This window comes from Micromonospora sp. NPDC049497 (assembly GCF_044465805.1).
Taxonomy (GTDB): Bacteria; Actinomycetota; Actinomycetes; order Mycobacteriales; family Micromonosporaceae; genus Micromonospora.
Window position 1 is genome coordinate 26740 of the sequence record NZ_JBITMC010000020.1, and the last position, 19980, is coordinate 46719.

General features: G+C 71.0%; 18 protein-coding genes. 7 read left to right on the forward strand and 11 right to left on the reverse strand.

What is annotated here, in order from left to right; translation table 11 throughout:
• Positions 1–51: 51 nt before the first annotated feature.
• Positions 52–678: a phosphatase PAP2 family protein gene (locus ACIBR0_RS23700; protein WP_396719107.1), complete on the forward strand. Its 627-nt coding sequence runs from the start codon at positions 52–54 to the stop codon at positions 676–678.
• Here ACIBR0_RS23700 and ACIBR0_RS23705 read toward each other — a convergent pair.
• Genes ACIBR0_RS23705 through ACIBR0_RS23715 form a run of 3 tightly spaced genes read right to left on the reverse strand, consistent with a single transcriptional unit; the run spans position 668 to position 2879 of the window.
• Positions 668–919: a hypothetical protein gene (locus tag ACIBR0_RS23705; RefSeq protein ID WP_396719109.1), complete on the reverse strand. Its 252-nt coding sequence runs from the start codon at positions 917–919 to the stop codon at positions 668–670. The two genes, ACIBR0_RS23700 and ACIBR0_RS23705, sit on opposite strands and share 11 nt — an antisense overlap.
• Before the next feature lie 50 nt (positions 920–969).
• Positions 970–2058, reverse strand: coding sequence for a ubiquinol-cytochrome c reductase iron-sulfur subunit (locus ACIBR0_RS23710; protein ID WP_396719111.1), 1089 nt, complete (start codon positions 2056–2058; stop codon positions 970–972).
• Positions 2055–2879, reverse strand: a complete 825-nt coding sequence (locus ACIBR0_RS23715; RefSeq protein WP_396719113.1) for a c-type cytochrome — start codon at positions 2877–2879, stop codon at positions 2055–2057. Before ACIBR0_RS23715 ends, ACIBR0_RS23710 begins: the two co-directional genes overlap by 4 nt.
• 228 nt (positions 2880–3107) lie before the next feature.
• Here ACIBR0_RS23715 and ACIBR0_RS23720 point away from each other — a divergent pair, with 228 nt between their 5' ends.
• A complete protein-coding gene (locus tag ACIBR0_RS23720) occupies positions 3108–3623 on the forward strand; it encodes a DUF421 domain-containing protein (protein ID WP_396719115.1) in 516 nt (171 codons plus the stop codon).
• A gap of 154 nt (positions 3624–3777) precedes the next feature.
• Here ACIBR0_RS23720 and ACIBR0_RS23725 read toward each other — a convergent pair whose 3' ends face one another.
• From ACIBR0_RS23725 to ACIBR0_RS23735, 3 genes are all read right to left on the reverse strand, one after another.
• The gene (locus tag ACIBR0_RS23725; RefSeq protein ID WP_396719117.1) at positions 3778–4470 is read right to left on the reverse strand and encodes an ATP-binding protein; all 693 of its coding nucleotides are present in this window, start codon (positions 4468–4470) and stop codon (positions 3778–3780) included.
• Positions 4471–4529: 59 nt separating this feature from the next.
• Positions 4530–4895, reverse strand: coding sequence for an STAS domain-containing protein (locus tag ACIBR0_RS23730; RefSeq protein WP_396719118.1), 366 nt, complete (start codon positions 4893–4895; stop codon positions 4530–4532).
• A gap of 159 nt (positions 4896–5054) precedes the next feature.
• On the reverse strand, positions 5055–5564 hold the full coding sequence (locus tag ACIBR0_RS23735) for a MarR family winged helix-turn-helix transcriptional regulator (protein ID WP_396719120.1): 510 nt from the start codon (positions 5562–5564) through the stop codon (positions 5055–5057).
• 50 nt (positions 5565–5614) lie between these two features.
• Here ACIBR0_RS23735 and ACIBR0_RS23740 point away from each other — a divergent pair, with 50 nt between their 5' ends.
• From ACIBR0_RS23740 to ACIBR0_RS23750, 3 genes are all read left to right on the forward strand, one after another.
• Complete coding sequence (locus ACIBR0_RS23740; protein WP_396719122.1) at positions 5615–6409, forward strand: potassium channel family protein; 795 nt, start codon at positions 5615–5617, stop codon at positions 6407–6409.
• Positions 6387–7571 (forward strand): PP2C family protein-serine/threonine phosphatase, encoded by a 1185-nt coding sequence (locus ACIBR0_RS23745; RefSeq protein WP_396719124.1) that lies wholly within the window; start codon positions 6387–6389, stop codon positions 7569–7571. The genes ACIBR0_RS23740 and ACIBR0_RS23745 overlap by 23 nt, the downstream gene beginning before the upstream one ends.
• A 65-nt stretch (positions 7572–7636) precedes the next feature.
• A complete protein-coding gene (locus ACIBR0_RS23750; protein WP_357027488.1) occupies positions 7637–7972 on the forward strand; it encodes an STAS domain-containing protein in 336 nt (111 codons plus the stop codon).
• Between the two features lie 42 nt (positions 7973–8014).
• Here the strand turns inward: ACIBR0_RS23750 and ACIBR0_RS23755 are convergent, their stop codons facing one another.
• On the reverse strand, positions 8015–9217 hold the full coding sequence (locus ACIBR0_RS23755) for a DUF2254 domain-containing protein (protein WP_396719127.1): 1203 nt from the start codon (positions 9215–9217) through the stop codon (positions 8015–8017).
• Positions 9218–9398: 181 nt separating this feature from the next.
• Here ACIBR0_RS23755 and ACIBR0_RS23760 point away from each other — a divergent pair, with 181 nt between their 5' ends.
• On the forward strand, positions 9399–10598 hold the full coding sequence (locus ACIBR0_RS23760) for a cation:proton antiporter (protein WP_396719129.1): 1200 nt from the start codon (positions 9399–9401) through the stop codon (positions 10596–10598).
• A gap of 25 nt (positions 10599–10623) precedes the next feature.
• Here the strand turns inward: ACIBR0_RS23760 and ACIBR0_RS23765 are convergent, their stop codons facing one another.
• The 3 genes from ACIBR0_RS23765 to ACIBR0_RS23775 all read right to left on the reverse strand — a co-directional run bounded on the left by ACIBR0_RS23765 (position 10624) and on the right by ACIBR0_RS23775 (position 12391).
• Complete coding sequence (locus ACIBR0_RS23765; protein ID WP_396719131.1) at positions 10624–11550, reverse strand: mechanosensitive ion channel domain-containing protein; 927 nt, start codon at positions 11548–11550, stop codon at positions 10624–10626.
• A gap of 108 nt (positions 11551–11658) precedes the next feature.
• Entirely contained in the window at positions 11659–11928 is a 270-nt protein-coding gene (locus ACIBR0_RS23770; protein WP_396719133.1) for a GlsB/YeaQ/YmgE family stress response membrane protein, read from the reverse strand.
• 31 nt (positions 11929–11959) lie between these two features.
• Positions 11960–12391, reverse strand: a complete 432-nt coding sequence (locus ACIBR0_RS23775; protein ID WP_396719135.1) for a hypothetical protein — start codon at positions 12389–12391, stop codon at positions 11960–11962.
• Positions 12392–12759: 368 nt separating this feature from the next.
• Here ACIBR0_RS23775 and ACIBR0_RS23780 point away from each other — a divergent pair, with 368 nt between their 5' ends.
• The gene (locus ACIBR0_RS23780; protein ID WP_396719137.1) at positions 12760–14286 is read left to right on the forward strand and encodes a metallophosphoesterase; all 1527 of its coding nucleotides are present in this window, start codon (positions 12760–12762) and stop codon (positions 14284–14286) included.
• 43 nt (positions 14287–14329) lie between these two features.
• Here the strand turns inward: ACIBR0_RS23780 and ACIBR0_RS23785 are convergent, their stop codons facing one another.
• The gene (locus ACIBR0_RS23785) at positions 14330–19696 is read right to left on the reverse strand and encodes a hypothetical protein (RefSeq protein ID WP_396719139.1); all 5367 of its coding nucleotides are present in this window, start codon (positions 19694–19696) and stop codon (positions 14330–14332) included.
• Between the last annotated feature and the right edge of the window lie 284 nt (positions 19697–19980).

Below are 19980 nucleotides of genomic sequence, written 5' to 3' on the forward strand. Positions count from 1 at the left end.
TGGCGAGCGCTCGTCCATCTCGCTGCGGCGTGGACGGGCACCCTCGCCGCGGTGGGGGTAGCGGGCTGGCTGGTCACCGTCGTGCTCGCCGGCTCGGGGCCAGCCAGGGCGGACCTGACCGTCGAGTGGATGGCTGCCCACCGGGCTTCGTTGCTCGACCCTGTCGCCACGGTGGGAAGCAGGCTTGGCAACAACCACTGGATTCTCGCCGGCACCCTCGCCGCCGCCACCCTTCTGCTGGCGCTGCGTGGACGCTGGTGGCCCGTGCTGTTCCTGGCCGTCGTCATGATCGGCGAGGTGACCCTGTTCATCACCTCGTCGATCCTCGTCGGTCGGCCCCGACCGGCCGTGCCTCACCTGGGCCCGGAGATTCCGCCGACGGCGAGCTTCCCGTCCGGCCACGTCGCCGCCACGATCTGCCTGTACGCCGCCGTGGCGATGCTGACCTCGCACCTGACGACACGCTGGTGGCGATGGGCCGGTGTCGCGCTCGCCGTCGTCCTGCCCAGCTGTGTCGCCGCCGCCCGTCTCTACTGGGGCGTGCACCATCCCCTCGACACCGTCGGCAGCGCTCTGCTCGCGGTCTGCTGGCTCACCGCCTGCTGGGCGGTGCTGTCCCCGCTCGACGACCCCCCACGGCAAAGCCCCACACGCGAACCGGCCTCGCTCAGTGCGTGACGCGGTAGCCGCGGAAGTCGTACTGATAAAGGCCGGCGGCGTCCGGGCCCGGACGGCCGGTGGTGGGGTCCTCCCGCAGCACGTACACCATCGCCCGTTGCGGCGCGGCGGTCCTCGTCGCGGACGAGGCGGTCATCGGTTCCTCCAGCGGTTCGACGTACACCGGTGGCAGCTCGATCTGGAGTCGACGGGTTCCGTCGAGCGGGCCGCCGTGGAACTCGGCGACGTCCTGTCGGTTCACGCGGCGCCCTCCGGTCTCGGTTGCTTCGTCCGTCGGTCGAGTCCTGCTGGTCAGGGACGTTCCCAGAAGTCGGGGCCGATGGGTTCCTGGTAGTCGGAGGAGGCGACGAAGAAGCCCTCGTCGTCGACCTCGATGGGGAGTTGGGGGAGACGCCGACTGGCGGGGCCGAAGATGGGTATGGCGTTGTCGGTGATCAGGAACTGCGACTGGTGGCAGGGACAGAGCAGGCGGTTGGTCTGCTGTTCGTAGAGGCTGGCGGGGCAGCCGGCGTGGGTGCAGATCTTGGAGTAGGCGATGTAGTTGCCCCACATCCAGTCCTGCTTGCCGACCTCCTGGTTGTTCTCACGCGCCTGCAAGGCGTCCAAGGGTCGTAGATGGATGAGCAGGGTGACGGAGTCGGCGTACTGGTTGCTGACGCCGTGTGGGATACCGGGGAAGACGGTGACCTGCGCTCCGGGGAGCAGGTCGGAGGGGCGTACCGGCCGGCCGTCCTCGCGGACCAGACGGACGCGGGTGATGGCGCCCTGCTCGTCAGCGGGAGCGAAGCCGGTACGGAACAGTTGGTTGTCCTTGTGGGGGTCGGAGATGAGGCCGCCGACCAGGGGCGCTGCGGCGACCGCCCCGACGGGAACGAGGCCCGCGAGCAGGGACACGCCCAGCAGGGGACGGCGTCTGACCCCGAGTTCGTCGGCCATGTGCAGCATGGTCTGGCCGGTGATGACCCGGTCGTCGGGGGAGACCGCCCCCTCGTGGCGGTCCTGGATGGACACCTCCTTGGGTAGCAGCTTCTTGCCCCACACGAGGATGCCGAACCCGACACCCAGCAGGGCGATGCCCATCGTCGTCCCCAGCAGGGGGGTGTAGTACTCCTCGATCTCACCGAGGAGGCGGTAGCGCCATGGCCACCAGATGAAGACGGCGAGGAAGGCCGTGCTGGCGAGGCCCGCGGTGAGGAAGAGCAACGTGACGGTGCGGACCAGCCGCCGTTCGGCCTTGGAACCGGCGGCGACCTGAGGCTCGTAGTGGACGATCTCGATGTCGTCGCGGCGGGCGCCCTCGCGGACCACCTCGAACCGGGACAGCGACCGATCGGTGACGTCGACCGGTTCGCGGCTCTGTTGCGTGCGGTGCTCGGTCATGACTTGCCCGCGATCCAGAGGCTGGCGAAGACCAGCGCGACGATGCCGACCAGGAAGATCGCCAGCCCCTCGGTGGAGGGGCCGTAGCGGCCGAGGTTGAAGCCGCCGGGATCGTGGTCGGTCTGGATGACCTGCTGGATGTAGGCGATGACGTCCGCCTTCTGCTCCGGCGTCAGGGTGTTGTCGCCGAAGATCGGCATGTTTTGCGGACCGCTGAGCATGGCGGCGTAGATGATCCGGTCACTCGCCGGGTAGAGGCTGGGAGCGTACTTGCCGGAGGACAGGGCCCCGCCCCCGCCACCGAAGGCGTGGCACTGCGAGCAGTTGACGCGGAACAACTCGCCGCCGCGGGCGAGGTTGGCGTCGTCGACCAGCGCGTCGACATTGTCCGGCACCACGGGTCCCACGCCGAGGGAGTCGATGTACGCGGCGAGTTGACGTACCTGCTCGTCGGTGTACAGCGGGGGTTTGCGTTGCGCCTGGGCCTCCTGGCGCGCCAGGGGCATCCGGCCGGTGCCGACCTGGAACTCCACCGACGCGCCACCGACGTTGATCAGACTGGGGCCGCGCCCCTCGACACCCCCGGCGCTGCGGCCGTGGCAGGTGATGCAGCCGACTTCGAACAACGCCTCGCCCTCGGCCGCGGCGGCGCTCAGCCGAGGCTCCTCCTGCGCCTGGGCGGCGGGCGTGAACAGGGTGTAGGCGCCACCGGCCAGCACCAGCGCGATGACCATCCGTACGACGCCGGCGGTCCGTCGTCGAAATTGGCTGAGGCGGGGCGGTCCCTCCGGTCGGATGGAACGGCGGCGTGAGATGCGCATGACGTCCTCTGTCTCGCAGGCGGGCGGCTCGGCGACCACTGCACGGTCTTATACCAAAATGCGGTATTCGCGCCAGTTATGCGGTCGCTTCGCCGCGCTACCCGTCTCCGGAGGCCCCTAACGCCCACCGACCCCGTTTTTTTCGGGCGGCGGCCGATGTCGCGACGGGCAATGCTCGGTCACCTGCGCCCCTGCGTGCCGGGCGGGCATCGTGGGTACGGCAGTGCGATGCTGCTGAAGAACCCGGCCGACCTGCTCCGGCTGGCGGTCGTCGCGCTGGTCGTCTATCCGGCGCTGGTAGTGATCCTGCGGCTGTCCGGTAAGCGGACCCTGTCCAAGCTCAACGCGTTCGACCTTGTGGTCACCGTCGCGTTGGGTTCCACCCTGGCCACGATCCTGCTGTCCCGCGACGTCTCCCTGGTGGAGGGGATCCTCGCGTTGACGCTGCTGGTGGCGCTGCAGTACGTCGTCGCTCTGCTCGGCGTGCGCTGGCCGCCGTCGCAGCGGCTGATCAAGGCACGACCGACCATGCTGCTGCGCGACGGGCGGATGCGGCACGCCACCATGCGCCGCCTCCGGGTCGCGGAGAGCGAGATCCGCCAGGCCGCGCGCAGCCAGGGCGTGGGCGACACCCGGAGCCTCGCGGCGGTGGTGTTGGAGACCGACGGAAGCCTGAGCATCCTCACACGGTCACGACTGGGCGATGGCAGCAGCCTGGCCGACGTCGTCGACCATGGCCGGTAGCGGCGCTCCTCGAAGAGGCCGCTGGCCGCCGTTGCGCTGGGCCTGGTCCGTCGGTCCGTTGGCTCTGGCCCTGCGCCACCTCTGCACGAACAGGCGCGCCGCGGTGCTGGCCACGGCCCTCGCGGCGGCTCTCGTCGCCGGAATCGTCCTGCTGTCACGCTGACGGTGGCAGCGCCGGGCCGTCGATCTGCGCCCAGACGGTTTTGCCATCGCCGAAGGCGAAGAAGCCCCAGTCGGTCGCCAGGGCATTGACGATGGGTAGGCCCCGGCCGCCTTCGGATAGCTGACCCGAATCCGTCACCGCGGCCGGGCGCGGAGTTCCGACCGCCCGGTCCCGGACGCTGATCCTCAGGGACCCCGACAGAGCCGTGGCCGTGATGTCGACCTCGGTTGCGGCATGCAGAACCGCGTTGCTGATCAGCTCCGAGGCGATCACCATCGCCCGGTCGGCTGTCGAGTGCATGCCCCAGGCCCGGCAGTGTGCGGCGACCAGGCGGCGAGCGGCGGCGGGCGACTGCCGGTCGGCGGGCAGGCTGAGGTGCGCCCGGCGGGGATCGACTGCTTCGTGCCGGGCGGGACCATGAACGGTGGCTGTCCTGAGCGTCGTCTGCCTGCCGAGGGTGGCGTGCAGCAGCCGGCCGGTGGGGGTCAGGGAGTTCACCGACAACACCAGTTCCGGTCCGTCCGTCCGGTTGGTCGCCCACCTGCTGAGGAACGCGGCGACGGTTGCCGCGTTCGAGGTCGGGATCGCATTCAGATCGAGGACGAGGGCCAGCGGAGCGTCGAGACCGCCCTCGAGCAGCAGATCGGCAAGCCGTGGTTCCTGGTCAGGGGTGAGGGTGCCCATGAGGGTGATCGTGGTGCTGCCGCCGTCGAGGTCGCGGAGGATCCGCCAGGTCATCGGAGTCACGAGCGCCGTCCGCGGGCCGACGAGCCGTAGATCGTGCCGGTCGTTCTAGTGGCGGGACGGCTGAGGGTGGCCGCGACGCCGGTGACGCGGAGCACCTCGGCGACGATGCCGGTGGCGTTGCGGAGGATCAGGACGCGTCCCTGCCGGGCGGCCAGCCGGTGGGCGTCGACCAGTTCCTTCACCGCGCTGGAATCGATCAGTGTGGTGTCTCGCAGATCAACGATCACCCACTGGGAGGCGGTCGCCGCCAGGGTCGACTCGACAGCGGCGCGTACGTGACCGGAGAAGGCCATGTCCATTTCTCCGGCCAGGAAGAGGGTCCTCGGCGTAGGGCCGTCGCCCGAGGTCCGGATGGTGAACACGAGGAGTGTCGTCGCCTTTCCCGATCCAGGTCGTCGCTGACGGATACCTGCACGGTTGCAGCTAATGCGGATCGGATGCAACCGTAACCTCCCTGGTCGTGAATGGGCGGGGAGGGGCCGCCCTCGCGGGCAGGGGCTCCGGCGGTGCGGCCCGGGAGCCTAGGGAATCTCGGCGGACTGCTCCCAGCGCTGCCACCACTGGTCCTCCGTGGGCTCGCCGGCCGCGATCACCAACGCGTTGATCAGCTCGGCGGCCGTCCGGTGCCCGGCGCCAACCGTCTGCACCAGGCGTCGGATCTCCTGGGTCCGGTGTCGCATGACGTCGCCCACCAGCGTCTTGCCGGCCTCGGTGAGGGTCAGCAGAGCCACCCGTCGGTCCGAGGGCCGCTGGTGCCGAGCCACCAGGTCCCGGCGTACCAGGCGGTCGCACGTCCTCGTCGCCGTGGACGGGTGCACGTGCAGCGCGGCCGCCAGGTCCACGGTGCGCAGCGGACCGCAGGAGGCGAGGACGACCAGGGTCCGGTACTGCGACAGGGTGACCTCGACGTTCAGGGTCGCCAGGGTTCGAGCGGTGATTCCCACCACGGTGCGGCTGAGGGCCGAGAGTCCGTCGACCAGTTCCTCGCCGCCGGCCGTCGACCGGACATCGCTCTCCGCGTAGAGTTCCACTGGAAGATGATTGCACGTGTACACGCAAAACGTTCGGGGTGGAGCCGTTCATGCAGACGAGCAACCACACGCTCCCGGTCGACCGCGCGACGAGGTGGGAACACCGCACGGCGCTGCCGCTGACGATCCTGTCGGTCGTCTTCCTGGTCGTCTACGCGGCACCCATCCTTCGGCCCGACCTGGACCGGCCGTGGCAGCGGACGTGCGAGGTCGCCACCGTCGTCATCTGGCTGGCGTTCTGGGCCGACTTCCTGGTGCGCCTGGCGCTGACCGACCGCCGGCGGCGGTTCCTTCGGCAGCACCTGTTCGACCTGGCCGTGCTGGTCCTGCCCGTCCTCCGGCCGCTGCGGGCACTACGGCTGATCACCGTGGTGCTGACCCTCAGCAGACGGACGGAAACGTGGGCCCGTGGTCGACTCGCCGTCTACGTCGGTGTGACCACCATGCTGCTGGTGCTGGTGTCCGCGCTCGCCGTGCTGGACGCCGAGCAGTCGTCCGCGGAGGCCAACATCGCCTCCTTCGACGACGCCCTGTGGTGGGCGACGGTCACCATCACCACCGTCGGCTACGGGGACCACTATCCGGTCACCGTCGCCGGGCGCTTCGTCGCTCTGGGGCTCATGGTCGGCGGCATCGGTCTGATCGGCTTCGTCACCGGTTCGCTGGCCACCTGGATCGTGGAGCGCGTCTCCGACAAGGGGCAGCCGCCCGCCGCCACGAGTGAGGACATCGCCGTCCTCCGCGCCGAGATCGCGTCCCTGCGTCGGCAACTCGCCCCGCCGGCGCCGCGGAGCGGCGACGACGAGCAGGAGTTGCGCACCGATGCGTCCCATCCCTCCCGCTGACCGTACCCAGGGCAGGGAGCCGGCTGCCGGTCAGCACACCGACGGTCGCGTCTCCAGTGGTTCCACCCGCTGGCGGGGGCTGCCCCTGGCCCTGGGGTTCATCGCGACGATCCTGCTGGTCGACGTCGTGGCCGGCACGCAGGCCGTACTCATCGGCTTTCTCAGCCTGGCTCCGCTGTTCGCCGCTGCCGTCGACACCCCCCGCCGCACCGCCGTGGTCTCGGCCGCCGCGACCTCGGCGGCGGTGGCCGCCGGACTGCCCAGCGGAATGCTCGGCGGCCTCGACCACCTGCTCCGGGTGGCGGTGGTGATCGCCGTCAGCCTGATGGCGGTCTACGTGGCACGGGCCCGCACCGGGCGAGAGGAACGGCTGCGCCGGATGACCGAGATCGTCCGGGCCACGCAGGCCGCGATCCTGCGCGAGCCGCCCCGGCGGGCGGCCGGAGTCCAGGTCTCCGCCCGGTACGTCTCCGCCCACGAGGAAGCCGGTGTGGGTGGCGACCTGTACGAGGTTGTCGCCGACCCGGAACAGCTGCGGATCATCGTCGGTGACGTCTGCGGCAAGGGGCTCGACGCGGTGCGGCTGGCCGCCGCGGTGACCGGGGCGTTCCGCCAGTCGGCGATCACCCGCTCGAACCTGACGCAGGTGGCGTGCGACCTGGACGACCTCGTCGGCCGGGAGCCGGTGCCGGCTCGGGGCACGACGTTCGTCACCGCGGTCCTGGTGGAGCTGCGCGGGGCCGAGATCCGCCTGGTCAACTGCGGTCATCCCGCGCCGATTCTCCGGCACCACTCGGGCGAGCTGGAGGAACTCGGTACGCGTCCGCCGGACCGTCCGCTGGGCCTCGGCGGATCCCGGTCGGCGGCGACAGTGCATCGCTGGGAGATCGGTGAGCGGCTGCTGCTGCACACCGACGGCCTGGTCGAGGCGCGTGACCGCGCCCGGACCTTCTTTCCGTTGGCCGCGCTTCGGACGTGCCTGGCGGGGCCGAGCGTGGACGCGTCCCTCGACGCGGTGTGGAACGCCCTGCGCCGGCATGTGGGCGGTGAGCCCCATGACGACATCGCCCTGCTGCTGGCCGAGCGCCTGCCCGCGAACGCGGCGACCGAGGGACCGGGGCCGTATGCCCGCAGCCTGGTCCGCGAGACCGGCGCCGGGTAACCTTGTCCCAGGGTTTCATGTATGGATGCAGGTATCCGGTGCCCCGGCCTGGACGGGAGAGCAGCGTGGAGTTGTCGACCGACACGATCCGCACCGGCTCTGCCGTACGGATCCGGCTCAGCGGCGAGATGGACGTCGCCACGAACGGCCTCGTGCACGACGCGGTCCTCGCGTCGTTGACCTCCGACTCGGTACGGCAGGTGGTCCTCGACCTCGCCGACCTGACCTTCATCGACTCCTCCGGGATGGGCACCCTCGTCGCCTGCCAGCGGGCCGTCGACGTGCGCGGCGGGACCCTCCGGCTGGCGAACCTCACACCCTTCGTCCGACGCCAGCTCTTCGCCGCCGGCCTGCTCGGCCTCCTCGGCGGAATGGAGAGCGACCCGGCCGGCGGAGCCTGACCAGCCTCGCGTCGGTGGCCGCCACCGACGCCCTGCAGGTCTTCAATGGTCGTCACCGCCCGGCGGTAGCCGGCGGCTGATCGCCGTCCGGTGTGCGGGAAGCGCGACGGTTGCCAGATCGCGGAGTACGGCGTCCAGCAGCCGCGCGACACGGGGCTGCTGACCGGAGACGAGTCGGATGTCGTCGACGATCATGGCCAGGAGAACGTCGTACGGGACCCCGTCAACCCGGACGCGGACCCGACCCTCGTCGTCGCGGACGACGTGAACCGGGTCGGGGCGCGCCGCGAGTCGGCGGAGGAGGTCGTGTGCCTCCTGCACGGCCCGTACGGCGGTGGTGACGTCGTTGACCGCCGGGGACAGCGCACGTTCGGCGATGTCGGCCAGCTGCCGGAAGCCGAAACCGACGTCCTGTCCGGGGGCGCGTTCCACGCCGATGGTCACGCCCTGGTCGACCCGTTCGGCGGGGACCGTGCGAGCCGTGCCGCCGGCAAGCTGGTGTACGCGCACCAGGGGTGAGCCCGCGACGACGAAGTCCCCCGGTGCGGGGACGACGGTGAAGGCGCAGTCGTACTCGCGTGCCAGTCGAGCGAGCAGCGCCAGATCGACAACGCTGACCATCCCGGATTCCGGAGCCGGCACGGTCTGGGTGACCGCGCCGGGCACCACCACCGCCCGCTCGTCCGGTGGGGGAAGATGCGCGATCGACCGTCGGGTCTGCGCCCCGATCGAGGCGATGATGTGCGACACCCGCATCACCGTGGTGATGTGGTGCAGGTAGTAGATGAAGGTGCCGCTGCTGGCCAGGACCAGCGACATGGCCACCGCGAGCGACAGGTCCGGGAACCGCTCCGACTCGCGATCCGGCAGCGCGGCGAGCACCACCATGGCGAACAGGAAGGTGGCGACGAACGTCCCCAGCGTCGCCTGGATGGCCCTATCCTGCAGAAAGGTCCGGAGCACCCGGGGGGAGTACTGGCTACTGGCCAACTGCAGGGCCACCACCGTGATGGAGAAGACCAGCGCGGTGAAGGAGATCATCGCCGTGATGATCGCCGACAGCAGCGACCGGGCCCCGTCGGGTCCGCTGGGCAGGATCCCCTCGACGGGAAGGTCCAGTTGAAGCTCCAGCACCGACAGGCCGACCGCCGTCGCCACCGCGCCCAGCGCGAAGACCGCCGGCACGAGCCAGAAGCTCTCCCGGACCGCGGCGAGCCCCGCGGACAGGGTACGGGGACGGCTCACCAGGTCCACTTCTTCGACGTCACCCGCTCATCGTGGCGCACTGCGTGCGAACGCGCGCCCCGTCCGTGGACGCTGCCGCCTGGCGTGGCCACCCTGATCGGCGCCTGCTCCCTGGCCTGCTCGACCCGGGTACAAACCCCCGGACGAGTGTGAAGCGGGCACGTGGGGGTAGCGGCCTCTGATGGATGCGCTGCACCTCAGCTACGCCCTGGTGGGGGTCCTCGGGGTGCTGATGGCCTTCTGGTCCAGCGCCATCCGTCGGGTGCCGCTCAGTGAGCCGCTGCTCGCGCTGATGGTGGGCGTACTGGCCGGTCCGGTTCTCGGGCTGATCGACCTGCGTCACGACGAGGCGTCCGTCCTGACGCTGGAGGCGAGCCGGCTGCTGCTGGCCATCTCGCTGATGGCGGTGGCGCTGCGGTTCCCGCTGGCGGACTACCGGTCGGTGATCCGTCCGGTGGGGGTGCTCCTCGCCGTCGCGATGGCCGGTATGGCGGTGGTCAGCGCCGGCCTGGCCTGGGCCGTCCTCGGTCTGCCGGTGGCCCTGGCGGTGTTGCTGGGTGCCTGTGTGACGCCGACGGACCCGGTCCTGGCCTCCAGCGTCGTGTCGGGTGGACCGGCCGAGCGGCAGTTGCCGGCTCGGCTGCGTCAGGTGATCAGCGGGGAGTCGGGCGCCAACGACGGGCTGGCGTTCGTCTTCGTCGTGCTCGCGCTGTCGGTCGTGACATCCGGGTCCTTCGGCGGTCACCTGCGGGAGGCGGTGTGGGGGGTGCTGGGGGCCGTGGTGGTCGGCGTGGCGGTCGGCTACGCGGCCGGCCGGGCCGTCATGGCGGCCGAGGCTCGGGAGGACGTCGACGAGGGCTCCCTGCTGATCTTCACAGTCGTACTCGCCGTCGCGGCCCTGGGAGTCGCCCGGGTGGCGCACACGGACGCGATTCTCGCGGTGTTCGTGGCCGGCCTGGCCTACAACGCGGTGATCGGGGAGGAATCGCGGGCGTCGGAGCAAAGGCTCGACGACGCGCTGACCCGCTATCTGGTGTTGCCGTTGTTCTTCCTGCTCGGTGTCGAGGTGCCGTGGCGTGACTGGCGCGACCTGGGCTGGCCGCTGGTGGCGTTCGTGGTCGCGGTGCTGGTGTTGCGCCGCCTGCCGGTGGTCGTGGCGCTGAAGCCCGTCCTGGCGTTGTCCTGGCGGAGTGTGGTGTTCCTGGGCTGGTTCGGGCCGATCGGCGTGTCGGCGCTCTTCTACCTCACCCACAGCCAGCAGGAGGGAGCCCGGGATCCCCGGCTGTGGGTCGCCGGGAGTCTGGTGGTGGTGGCGAGCACGGTGGTGCACGGCATCACGGCCACACCCGGTCGTCGGTGGTACGCCCGACGGTCGTCCTAGTCCGCCGGGGGAGAGGCGGCGACCGTCAGCGGTTGTCGGCGTGGACGGTGAGGGTTTGCGATGCCTGCGGTGGGTGGATGGTGATGTCCTGCGTGATCGACGCCACCCGTATGCCGCTCTCCGCGAAGCGGTCCAGCACCCGCCGGGTGACCTGGTCCTTGACCTGTCGGGCGGCCCGTACCGGCACCACGAACCGTGCCGACAACTCGACCCAGTTGGAGGTGGCGCGGACGAACACGCGGGGATCGACCTCCGCCTCGGCCACCGGGTAGCGGTGGCGCATCTGCTCGATGGCGCGTCGCGCCTCGACCGTCGAGGAGATGTTCTGCGCCTCCTCGCACAGGATGCGCTCCGCCAGGTGCCAGTCGGCCTCATAGGGGACGGGCAGGGTCAGTTCCTCCCACAGATGGTCCAGCACCATGCTGCTGTTGTAGACCGGTGTGTTGAACACGAGGCGGTTCGACAGGGACACCACCCGTCCCGTGTACTGACGGCCGCGAATCCAGGAATCCGGGTCGGAGGAGGAGCCGCTCTCCAGGATGCGGGTACGCAGCGGAGTGATGTCCAGGACGTCGCCGCGTACGCCGCACATCTGGATCCGGTCACCGACGCGGTACTGCCGGCCGGTGAGGATGCTGATCCACCCGGCGAACGCGCCGATGACTTCCTGCATGGCCAGTGCGAGCCCGGCGGCGAGCAGGCCGAAGACCACGCCGACCCGGCCGGCGAACGGTCGCCACAGCAGGGCCAGCGCGAACAGCAACGCCACGACGGTCAGGTAGTGCACCGCCTTGCGCAGGTAGTAGCGGTTGGTGGTGTCCTCCACCCGGCGGGTGGCCAGGCGTCCGGCCAGTACGGCGAGCACGATGGCCAGCACGATCAGCACGAGGCTGGTCACGAGGCGACCGCTCACGCTGCTCGTGTCCCAGACAGCCTCCAGGAACCGCTCCATGCTGATTGCCCATCGTCTTCGGCGGCGACCGGCGATGCGGGCCTGTCGCGTCGTTTCCACCATAGGCAGCCGCCAGCGGCGGAATCCCGGAAACGGCTTGGCGGGGAGCTAACCTCCGGAGCGACGACCGGCGCCGGTGGCGGCCAGGATGACGGTGAGGCTGGCGCAACCCGCCTGGGCGATGAAGCCGGGAAGGCCGAGACCGCGGACATCGACCCCGCTCAGCACGGCGACGACGGTGGCCAGTAGCGCTGCGGTGACGCCCAGGACCGGGGCCAACCAGCGCGGAATGGCATCGCGCGCCGGTACTGCCAGGTGACCGAGCGCGCCGGCGACCAGACCGACGACGATGGCGCCCAGCATTGCACTGACTGTCATTGCTCCTCCGGTGTAGGTGGCATCGGGTGGCTCACTCCCAGGTCCTCAGCGCCTGCGCGACGAGTGCGGGCCTGCCCTCGAAGGCCCGGTACGGGCCGGGCGGCCCGAGGGCGTAGCGGTCGGCGAGGCCACGGTGGGAGAACCGGATCACGGTGCCCTGCACGGTCACCAGCTGCGGCGGAGCCGGCGCGGACGGGCCCGCCGACAGCACGAGCAGGGTCCCGTCGGTCAGGTCCACGTCGCGTACGACGAAGGCCTTGTCGGCGATGACCCGGTCGACGGTGGCGGTCACGGTGAGCCGGTCGCCCACCTCCGCCCGGGCGATGGTCCCCAGTCGGGTGGTGGGCGCCGGCTCGGGGCTGGGCTGGGGGACCGCGGGCGGGTTCGTGCAGCCGGCGGTGAGCAGGATCACCGCCGAAAGCGCTGCCAGTGCCGGATGCATCGGGCCGGGCCACCTGTCCACCAGCGGTTCCTTCCCCTCGGTCGTGCCGCCTGTTCAAGGACTTCCCGCGCATGTGGCGACACGACCGCGAAACCATGACGGTTGCGTGACTATCTCGCCGGCGGTTCGGTCGCGGCACAGAGATGGTCCGGTGGCCGCGACATGAATCTGGCCGGTGCCCATCCCCGCGGGTAGCCTGACAGCCACACGGACTGCTGCATGCATACATGTTTCGTGGGCCGAGCACCGCGGACGGAAGACGGAGGTCCAGCAGGGTCGGGCCGGAGCCGTGGTGCTGCGCTTTCCGCCTCCCCTCCTTCCCAGCAACAGATCGGACTCCGACCGTGACTCCACACCCCGGTGCCCGTCGGTCGCCCTACCGCCTGGTGGTGCCCGTCCTGCGGCGCACCGCGACGGGTGCGTCGCGAGTCGTCCGTTCCCGGTGGTCCAAGCGGATCGTGGCCGCGGCGGCTCTGGTGACCGTCACCGTCGTCGGTGTCACCGTCGGCGTCCTGCTGGGTGCCCGGGGCGAGAGTGACGTAGGACCGTTCCGGGTGGCGTTCCACCTGACCCTCGGCACCGAGGGGGGCACCGAGGTCGCGGTGCCACCCCTGGGCTCACTCTTCGTCGACAGTCACGACGGCCCGGCCCAGCTGACCGTCCGCCTCGACTCGCTGGACCAACGACGCACCGAAGCGCTGATCAACGATCCCGCAGCCCTGGCGCAGGCCGGAGACACCGCGCCGCAGGACCTCCGCGACGCGCTGGTCCGCCTCGGGCTGCGTACGCTCGGAGCGTCGGTCCTGGTCTCGATGCTGCTGGCGGCCGTGACCCTCCGGTCCGTCCGCCGGGTCGCCTGGTCCGGCGGTCTTGCCCTGCTGATCACCGGCAGCACCCTCGGCGTGGCCGCCGGGACACTACGACCGCAGGCGTTGGCGGAGCCGCGCTACGAAGGGCTGCTGGCCAACGCCCCGGCGCTCATCGGTGACGCCCAGCGCATCGCCGACGACTACGGCCGCTACGCCGAGCAGCTGCAACGGCTGGTGGGCAACGTCGGAAAGCTGTACGCCACCGTGTCCAGCCTGCCGATCTACCAGGCATCCCCGGACACCACCCGGCTGCTGCACGTCTCGGATCTCCACCTCAACCCGGCCGCCTGGCCGGTGATCCAGACCGTCATCGAGCAGTACGACATCGACGCGGTGATCGACACCGGCGACATCACCGACTGGGGCAGCGAACCCGAGACGAACTACGTTTCCATGATCAGCCAACTCGACGTGCCCTACGTCTACATCCGCGGCAACCACGACTCGCCCCGCACCGCAGCTGCGGTGGCCAGCCAGCCGAACGCCGTCGTGCTGGACAACTCCGTCACGGTCGTCGCCGGGGTGACCATCGCCGGCATCGCGGATCCTCGCTTCACCCCCGACAAGCGGGACGCTGCCTCCGGTCCCTGGGACGAATCACCGACGACGGTCGAGGGCACCGGGGAGCTCCTGGCCACCACGATCCGCGCCCTGGACACACCCGTCGACATCGCGCTGGTGCACGACCCGGCGGCCGCGCCAGCGCTCAACGGCGCCGCGCCACTCGTGCTCGCCGGTCACACCCACCGCCGAGAGGTGACGGTACTGCCACCCACCGACGGGATGACCACGCGACTCGCGGTGCAGGGCTCCACAGGCGGGGCGGGTTTGCGCGGACTCGAAGGCGACGAGCCGACTCCGCTGGCCATGTCGGTGCTGTACCTCGGCCCGGACCAGCAGCTCCAGGCGTACGACGACATCCGGGTCGGCGGCACCGGCACGGCGCAGGTCAGCCTCGACCGGACGGTGACCGACGAGGCTCCGCCGATCAGTGCCGCCGTGCCGTCGACCGCGCCCACCCCGGTGGGTCGCCCCAGCGACCGATAGGTCCACCGGCTTAGGTCAGCGGCGCCAACCGCGCGGGGATGGGTCACCGCTGACGGCTGATGCGTGCGATCCTGCTGCGCAGCGCGCCGATGATCGCCGCGTGGACCGGGTGCATCGCCTCCTGCTCGTCCACCGACAGCAGGTTTCCGGCCGCCGCCCGGCGTAACGCCGCAGCGAGTGGCGCCCCGTCCGGCTTCGCCGCCAACTTGGCGAGGATCGGTTCGCAGGCCGTTCGCTCCCGCGGCCTGCCGGTGTAGGCGGCCGCCACCGCGGCGATCGCCGTCTCGTGGTCCGCGACCACCTGGTCCAGGCCGAACAACTCGGCTACCGGGATCCGGTATGCGGCTTGCACCGCATCGGCGACCGCCGCCGCCGCCCGGCGCGGGGTGCCGATCACCTGCGTGACAAGTTCCCTGAACCGTACGCCGGGCACCTCCTCCACCACGGCGACGATGCTGTCCAGGGTGGGAGTGGCCCGGGCGCCGTCCGGCTGGTACAGGTGCGGTGCCACGTACCGGACTGTCGCGTCGGCCGAGGCGTCCTGACCGTCCAGCCTGCAGACGACCGCCGAAGCGAGCAGATGCGACGCCTTGGCGGTCGGCGTCCTGGCCGGTCCGTCACCGATCGCGAAGTAGTAGTGCTCCAGGGCGATCAGTGGAAGGCTGACATCCTGGCTGTCCATCCCCTCGTACGCGTCGGCCAGCGCCTGCAGGCGCCACGGGGCCTCCGGCGCCAGCGATCTCGCGGCCCGGTCCAACGCCACGTCGAACCGCGCCCGAGTCTCCGCGTCCAGGTTGCCCGAGATCACCGCTCGCACCTCGTCGTACACCTCTGCGACCTCGGCGGTGCGTCGAAGAGGGATCAGCAGCGTGACCCGCTCCAGCATGTGCAGGGCGAGCTCGACGCGACTCGCGCCGCGCAGCTGCATGTCCGCCGCGAGATCGTCGTGGAAGTCGAGGGCCAACTCCCAGTCCCGCAGGGCCGCTGCGGCCAGCAGGCCGAGGGTCAGCAGCTGGTTTCGCACCGTGGACGGGTTCACCGGGTCGGTGCGGCTGGGTAGGTCCGGCTCGCCGCGCAACTCGTCCCGCAGCGGTGCCAGCTCCGCGAGGACCTCCTCCCAACGGCACAGGTCGTTGAGGAGCTGCAGCCGCCGCCCGAGGTCGAATCGCTGGCTCCACGGCCCGAATCCGGCCCGCCGGCGATGCGAGATGCCCTGATCGGCGTACGGCAGCGCCTCGGTGAATTGCCTGCGGACGCGCAGCAGGCCGCTGAGCTCCGCCGCCCGCAGACCCGCCCGTACGTGATCGTCAGCGTCCACCGCAGCGCGGTAGTCCGCCTCGGTAAGGGTCAACCGATCCTCCTCCGGGCAGCCCCGTACCTTGTCCCGCCACCGAATCGTCTCCAACACGCGGCGGATGACGGCGGCATCGGCGGGATGAAGCTCGGCGATCAGAGCGGCATCGTCCCGCTCGCCGCCGACAACCCGGCGGATCGCCGCGGCCAGCCCTCCCGCGTCGGTTCCCGGATTCATCCGCTGCAGGATCGCGGTGAGCTGGCGGTCCGCCTGCGCGTCACCCGCCGCCGCCATGGCGATCATCGACATCAGACCCTCCCAGCGCGGCAGGTTGCCGGTGAGGTCGAAGCCCTGCTCTTCGGCGGCACGCCGGACGTCAGCGAGCAGTCCACGGAACTGTTCCTCGGCCCGGCTTCGACACTGCTCCGACGCCTCGGCCCCCCGAAAGATGCGGTCCTGTTCCGCCGGATCGGCGGCGAGCAGCGCGTGGACCACCTCGCGGAAGCGTACGCCGTCGACCCGCTCGACCCGGGCCGCCAGCGTCGCGAGGTCGGCCGGCAGCCGGCTCTGCCCGTAGGTGTGCAGATCGGTGGCGACCGTGTGCAGGAACCGGGACAGCAGGGCCGACCCGGTGATCCGGGTCAACAGCGCGGCGGCCAGATGGTGGCCGAGCTGTCCGGCCGGATCGGTGCCGAGTTTCCCGAGATGGTTGCCGAGCAGTTGGTGTCCAGCGGCGAGGTCGGCGGCGAGCGGATGCCGGTAGCCCAGCCGCAGCGCGGTCTGTTCCAGGGCCACCGCCTCGGTCAGGTTGCCCTGCTTCGCGGCGAGCAGGGCCTGGGTGCCGATCACCCGGGACAGGCTCAGCTCCGCGCCGTGATCGTCGAAGACCCGCTGGCAGTACGTCAGCACCTTCCGGGCCTCGTCGAAACGACCAAGCTGGATCAGTGCGTTGGCGTCGTTGAACCAGAAGAACGCGACCTCCGCCTCGGCGGCACCCCGCCGCTGGACGCTGTCGAGGAGAAGCTGGTTGTGGTCGAGCGCGACCTGCCACAGTTCCAGGGTCAGGGCGGCACTCACCGCGAGGCTGAGGGCCGCCTGCCGAACGATCCAGGCCACTTCGCCCTGCGGCGGCCCGTCGGGCGCGGTCGGCTCCGTCGACAACGTACGCAGCTCGTCGAGGACCTTGGTCACCTCGGTCAGTGCCTGCCCGGCCTGGCCGCTCTCGTGCAGCACCTGCAGCCGCGTCACCCGGGCTCCGGCCCGTCTCCATGGACCCGCGCGCTGGACCAACTGCTCATGTCGCTCGGCCAGCTCCAACGCTTCGGCGAGCCGTCCCTGCTGGTGCAACTGGTTGGCCAAGGCGTTGGCGGCGACCGCTGCCGTCTCCTCATCAGGATCGGACAACGCCTGCCGCAGCAGCCGCTCCGCCTCGACCGGGTCCAGGGGTTGCAGCGCCTTGGCGACGACCAGGTCCCGTCCGGGTGTGGCGGGGTCCAGGGCAGCGGCGTAGGACAGGGCGATCCGCGCGGTCCGCGGACTGGTGTGGCGGACCAGCGCCGCGCCGAGGCATCCGGCCGCGCGGGCGAAGCGTGACTGCCGGAGCAGGTACGGCACCGCCGCGAGAAACGCGCCGACCACCACCGAGGTGCTTTCCCGGTCGCCGCGGTCTTCCTGCGCCTGGGCGATCTGGTGCCAGGCGTCGGCAAGAACGAGGTCCACCGCGCTGGCGACGTGCGCCGGCGTGTCGGCCCGTACCGTCGCAGCGACGGTCGGGTGCAGGTCGTACCGGATCACGTCGGTGGCACCTGTCACGTCGACACCTGCCGGCATCGAGGTGCCCACGAGTGTCCGCCGCTGGGTCAACGCCGCGGCGGCGAGCACGGACAGCATCGCGTCGGACGGTGGGGCCGCGCCCTGCCGACCCACCGTCTCCCAAACGTCCGCCCAGACAACGCGGAGGGTGCCGGGGAAACGGTGTGCCGGCTCGACCGCCGCGAGCATCTGCACCATCAGCAGCGCCGCCGGATCGAGCCGCCGCGTCGTTTCCCGGGTCCAGCCCGTCAGCGTGTCGCCGAGCCACTGCTCGCCGCCGGCCGGCTGGCCGGTCACCTGGAGCAGGCGCGCCAGCTCCGCCGGGTCGACCGCCGCGGCGTCGGCCAGCTCCAGCAGCTTCGGATGACCCTGCGCGGCGGCCAGCACGGCAGTCACCAGCGCCCTGTCCAGGCGGTGCGCCGATTCGTCCGCCGACGTGGACCCGGCCGAACCGGGTCGGCCGGCGGGATCGTCGATGTGCAGCAGCCGCCGAAGGTTGGGCAGTTGCCGGACCAGGACACGCGCCTCGCTGTCGGACAGCGGTTCGACGCTCATCTGGCGTACCCCGGCACCGGTGGGCGCGGCCGGCCGGATCCGGCTGGTAACCAGCAGCCGGGTCGGTCCCGAGCGGGCAGCGAGCACGGTGAGCAGGTCCGACCAACGTCGATCACGCCACTGCCCGCCCGCAGTCAGGAGCGACTCGGCATTGTCCAGCACGAGCAGGGTCCGGTGCCGGTCGCACCGGTCGAACAGATCGGCGGCCGCCTCCAGCCACCCCTGCTGATCGTCGGCCGCGACGAGCGGGGAGGCCACGGCGTCACCGACGTCACAACCCACGGCATCGACGAAGGCAGCCACCGTGTCCTGCTGGTCGGCGTCCCGCTCGGGAGCGGACCAGAACACCACCCTGTCGAAGTCGTCCCGATGCCGGTGCACGAGTTCCACCGCGCAGGCCGTCTTGCCCACCGCCGCCATCCCGGTCAGGACGATGACCCGGTTGCCGCTGTCCGGTCGCAGCCCGGCCCCCGCGACCGTCATCACCTGCTCCCGACCGACGAACCGGTCCGGCGCCGCGGGCATGGACCCGGTCGACGGTGAGGTGAAGCCCGCCAGCGGGTCGACGGCGACCGGCTCTGTGATTGCCGGCGCGACCAGCAGGTCCGCTCCGACCACGGTGACGTCGTCCGGACCGATCAGCACCGGCGCTGCCAGCGACAGCGCCGGCCGGGCCGCCGACACGCCCGCCGCAGCGACCTTCCGGACCGCCTGCGCCGCCGCCGTGCCGGCATCCGATCCGCCGTCGAACAAGGCGGTGTAGAAGGCGATGGCCACGTCGCCGGCGACATCGTCGGTCACCGGGTAGCGCATGGCCAACACTGTGCAATCCAGCTCCCGGGCCAGCCGCACCCCCAGACTGGCCGGCACAGCGGCGAGGTCCGTCACCTGAGTCCCGGGCTGGTCGAGATCCACCCAGCGCGGTGGCGCAGCCGCCGACTCGCACGCCGAGACGAATACCAGCCGCAGCCGGCCACCGCCCGGACGGAGCAGGTCCACCAGGGACGAGGCGTCGATCTCGTCCGGCGCACCGCCCGGACCTTCGAGCAGCAACCCGCTCTGCCGCCCGTGGCCGGACAGGTGCAGCACGTCGGGGCCACCGTCGCGTGCCATCCGGTCGGCCAGCACCTCGCGGGTCACGCCCCACTGAACGATCTCCACATCGACCGGGCGGTCCAGCTTGCGGATCAGGCTGGTCAGCTGCTGCCGCTCCGAGCGCAACCGCAACGCGGTCGTTCCGGTGGGCAGGCTGAACACCGCCAGGAGCCGTACACCGGTAGCCGATGGCATCGTCGTGGGGGCGCTGTCAGCGGTGACCGTGAACGACACCTGCACCCTTTCGCTCCGGGCCAGTGGGACGCCGTCCAGGTGGGCCAGCTCCAAGGGGAGCGCGGTCAGGAACGTCGCCTCAGCCACCCGAATCCGCAGGCGCACCGGAGTGTGTCCGCCAAGCTCCGCCATGACCCCCGGGCCGAGGACCTCCAGCGCGATGAACCCGCCGAGCCGAGCCACGACCTCGGCCGCACTCGCCACCCGCCGGTCCGGCTCCGCGCGCCAGCTCAGGTACGCGTGCAGGTCGGTGAAGGCAGCAACCTCCCAGCGCCGCCGGTCGAGTGTGACGGCGTGTTCGGCGAGCTGCCGTCCGGTGCCCGGATCGACCAGCACCCATCGCCAGTGCAGCGGATCGATCACGTCGACGGCGCAGAGGTCCAACCGTCGTACCGACGTCTGCGGGGCGGTGTCAACCATGGCGCTCTCCCATCGCTGAAAGGGCGGTTGTCGGGTGAACGGTGTGCCTCCACACTGGCACGGTGACCGAAGAGGAACCCAGCCGTGACTGGCCACCGGAACAGCCCGATCGGTGTCCCATCTGTCAGGTCCCGCCCGAGGCCAGACACCTCGACACCTGCCGGTTCACCGGTATCTGGCAGGAAAGACCCGACCGGCTTAGGTAGCGCGGCGGCACCCGGACGACCTGCCCGTACCGCCGCTGTGCAGAACAGCGGCGACCCGCCGGAGAATGCCCGGTCGGG

Excerpts from the sequence above, each read along its gene's own strand:
- ACIBR0_RS23710 (WP_396719111.1), bottom strand. The coding sequence starts at position 2,058 with ATGACCGAGCACCGCACGCAACAGAGCCGCGAACCGGTCGACGTCACC.
- ACIBR0_RS23715 (WP_396719113.1), bottom strand. The coding sequence starts at position 2,879 with ATGCGCATCTCACGCCGCCGTTCCATCCGACCGGAGGGACCGCCCCGC.
- ACIBR0_RS23720 (WP_396719115.1), top strand. The coding sequence starts at position 3,108 with ATGCTGCTGAAGAACCCGGCCGACCTGCTCCGGCTGGCGGTCGTCGCG.
- ACIBR0_RS23725 (WP_396719117.1), bottom strand. The coding sequence starts at position 4,470 with ATGGGCACCCTCACCCCTGACCAGGAACCACGGCTTGCCGATCTGCTG.
- ACIBR0_RS23740 (WP_396719122.1), top strand. The coding sequence starts at position 5,615 with ATGCAGACGAGCAACCACACGCTCCCGGTCGACCGCGCGACGAGGTGG.
- ACIBR0_RS23745 (WP_396719124.1), top strand. The coding sequence starts at position 6,387 with ATGCGTCCCATCCCTCCCGCTGACCGTACCCAGGGCAGGGAGCCGGCT.
- ACIBR0_RS23760 (WP_396719129.1), top strand. The coding sequence starts at position 9,399 with ATGGATGCGCTGCACCTCAGCTACGCCCTGGTGGGGGTCCTCGGGGTG.
- ACIBR0_RS23765 (WP_396719131.1), bottom strand. The coding sequence starts at position 11,550 with ATGGAGCGGTTCCTGGAGGCTGTCTGGGACACGAGCAGCGTGAGCGGT.
- ACIBR0_RS23770 (WP_396719133.1), bottom strand. The coding sequence starts at position 11,928 with ATGACAGTCAGTGCAATGCTGGGCGCCATCGTCGTCGGTCTGGTCGCC.
- ACIBR0_RS23785 (WP_396719139.1), bottom strand. The coding sequence starts at position 19,696 with ATGGTTGACACCGCCCCGCAGACGTCGGTACGACGGTTGGACCTCTGC.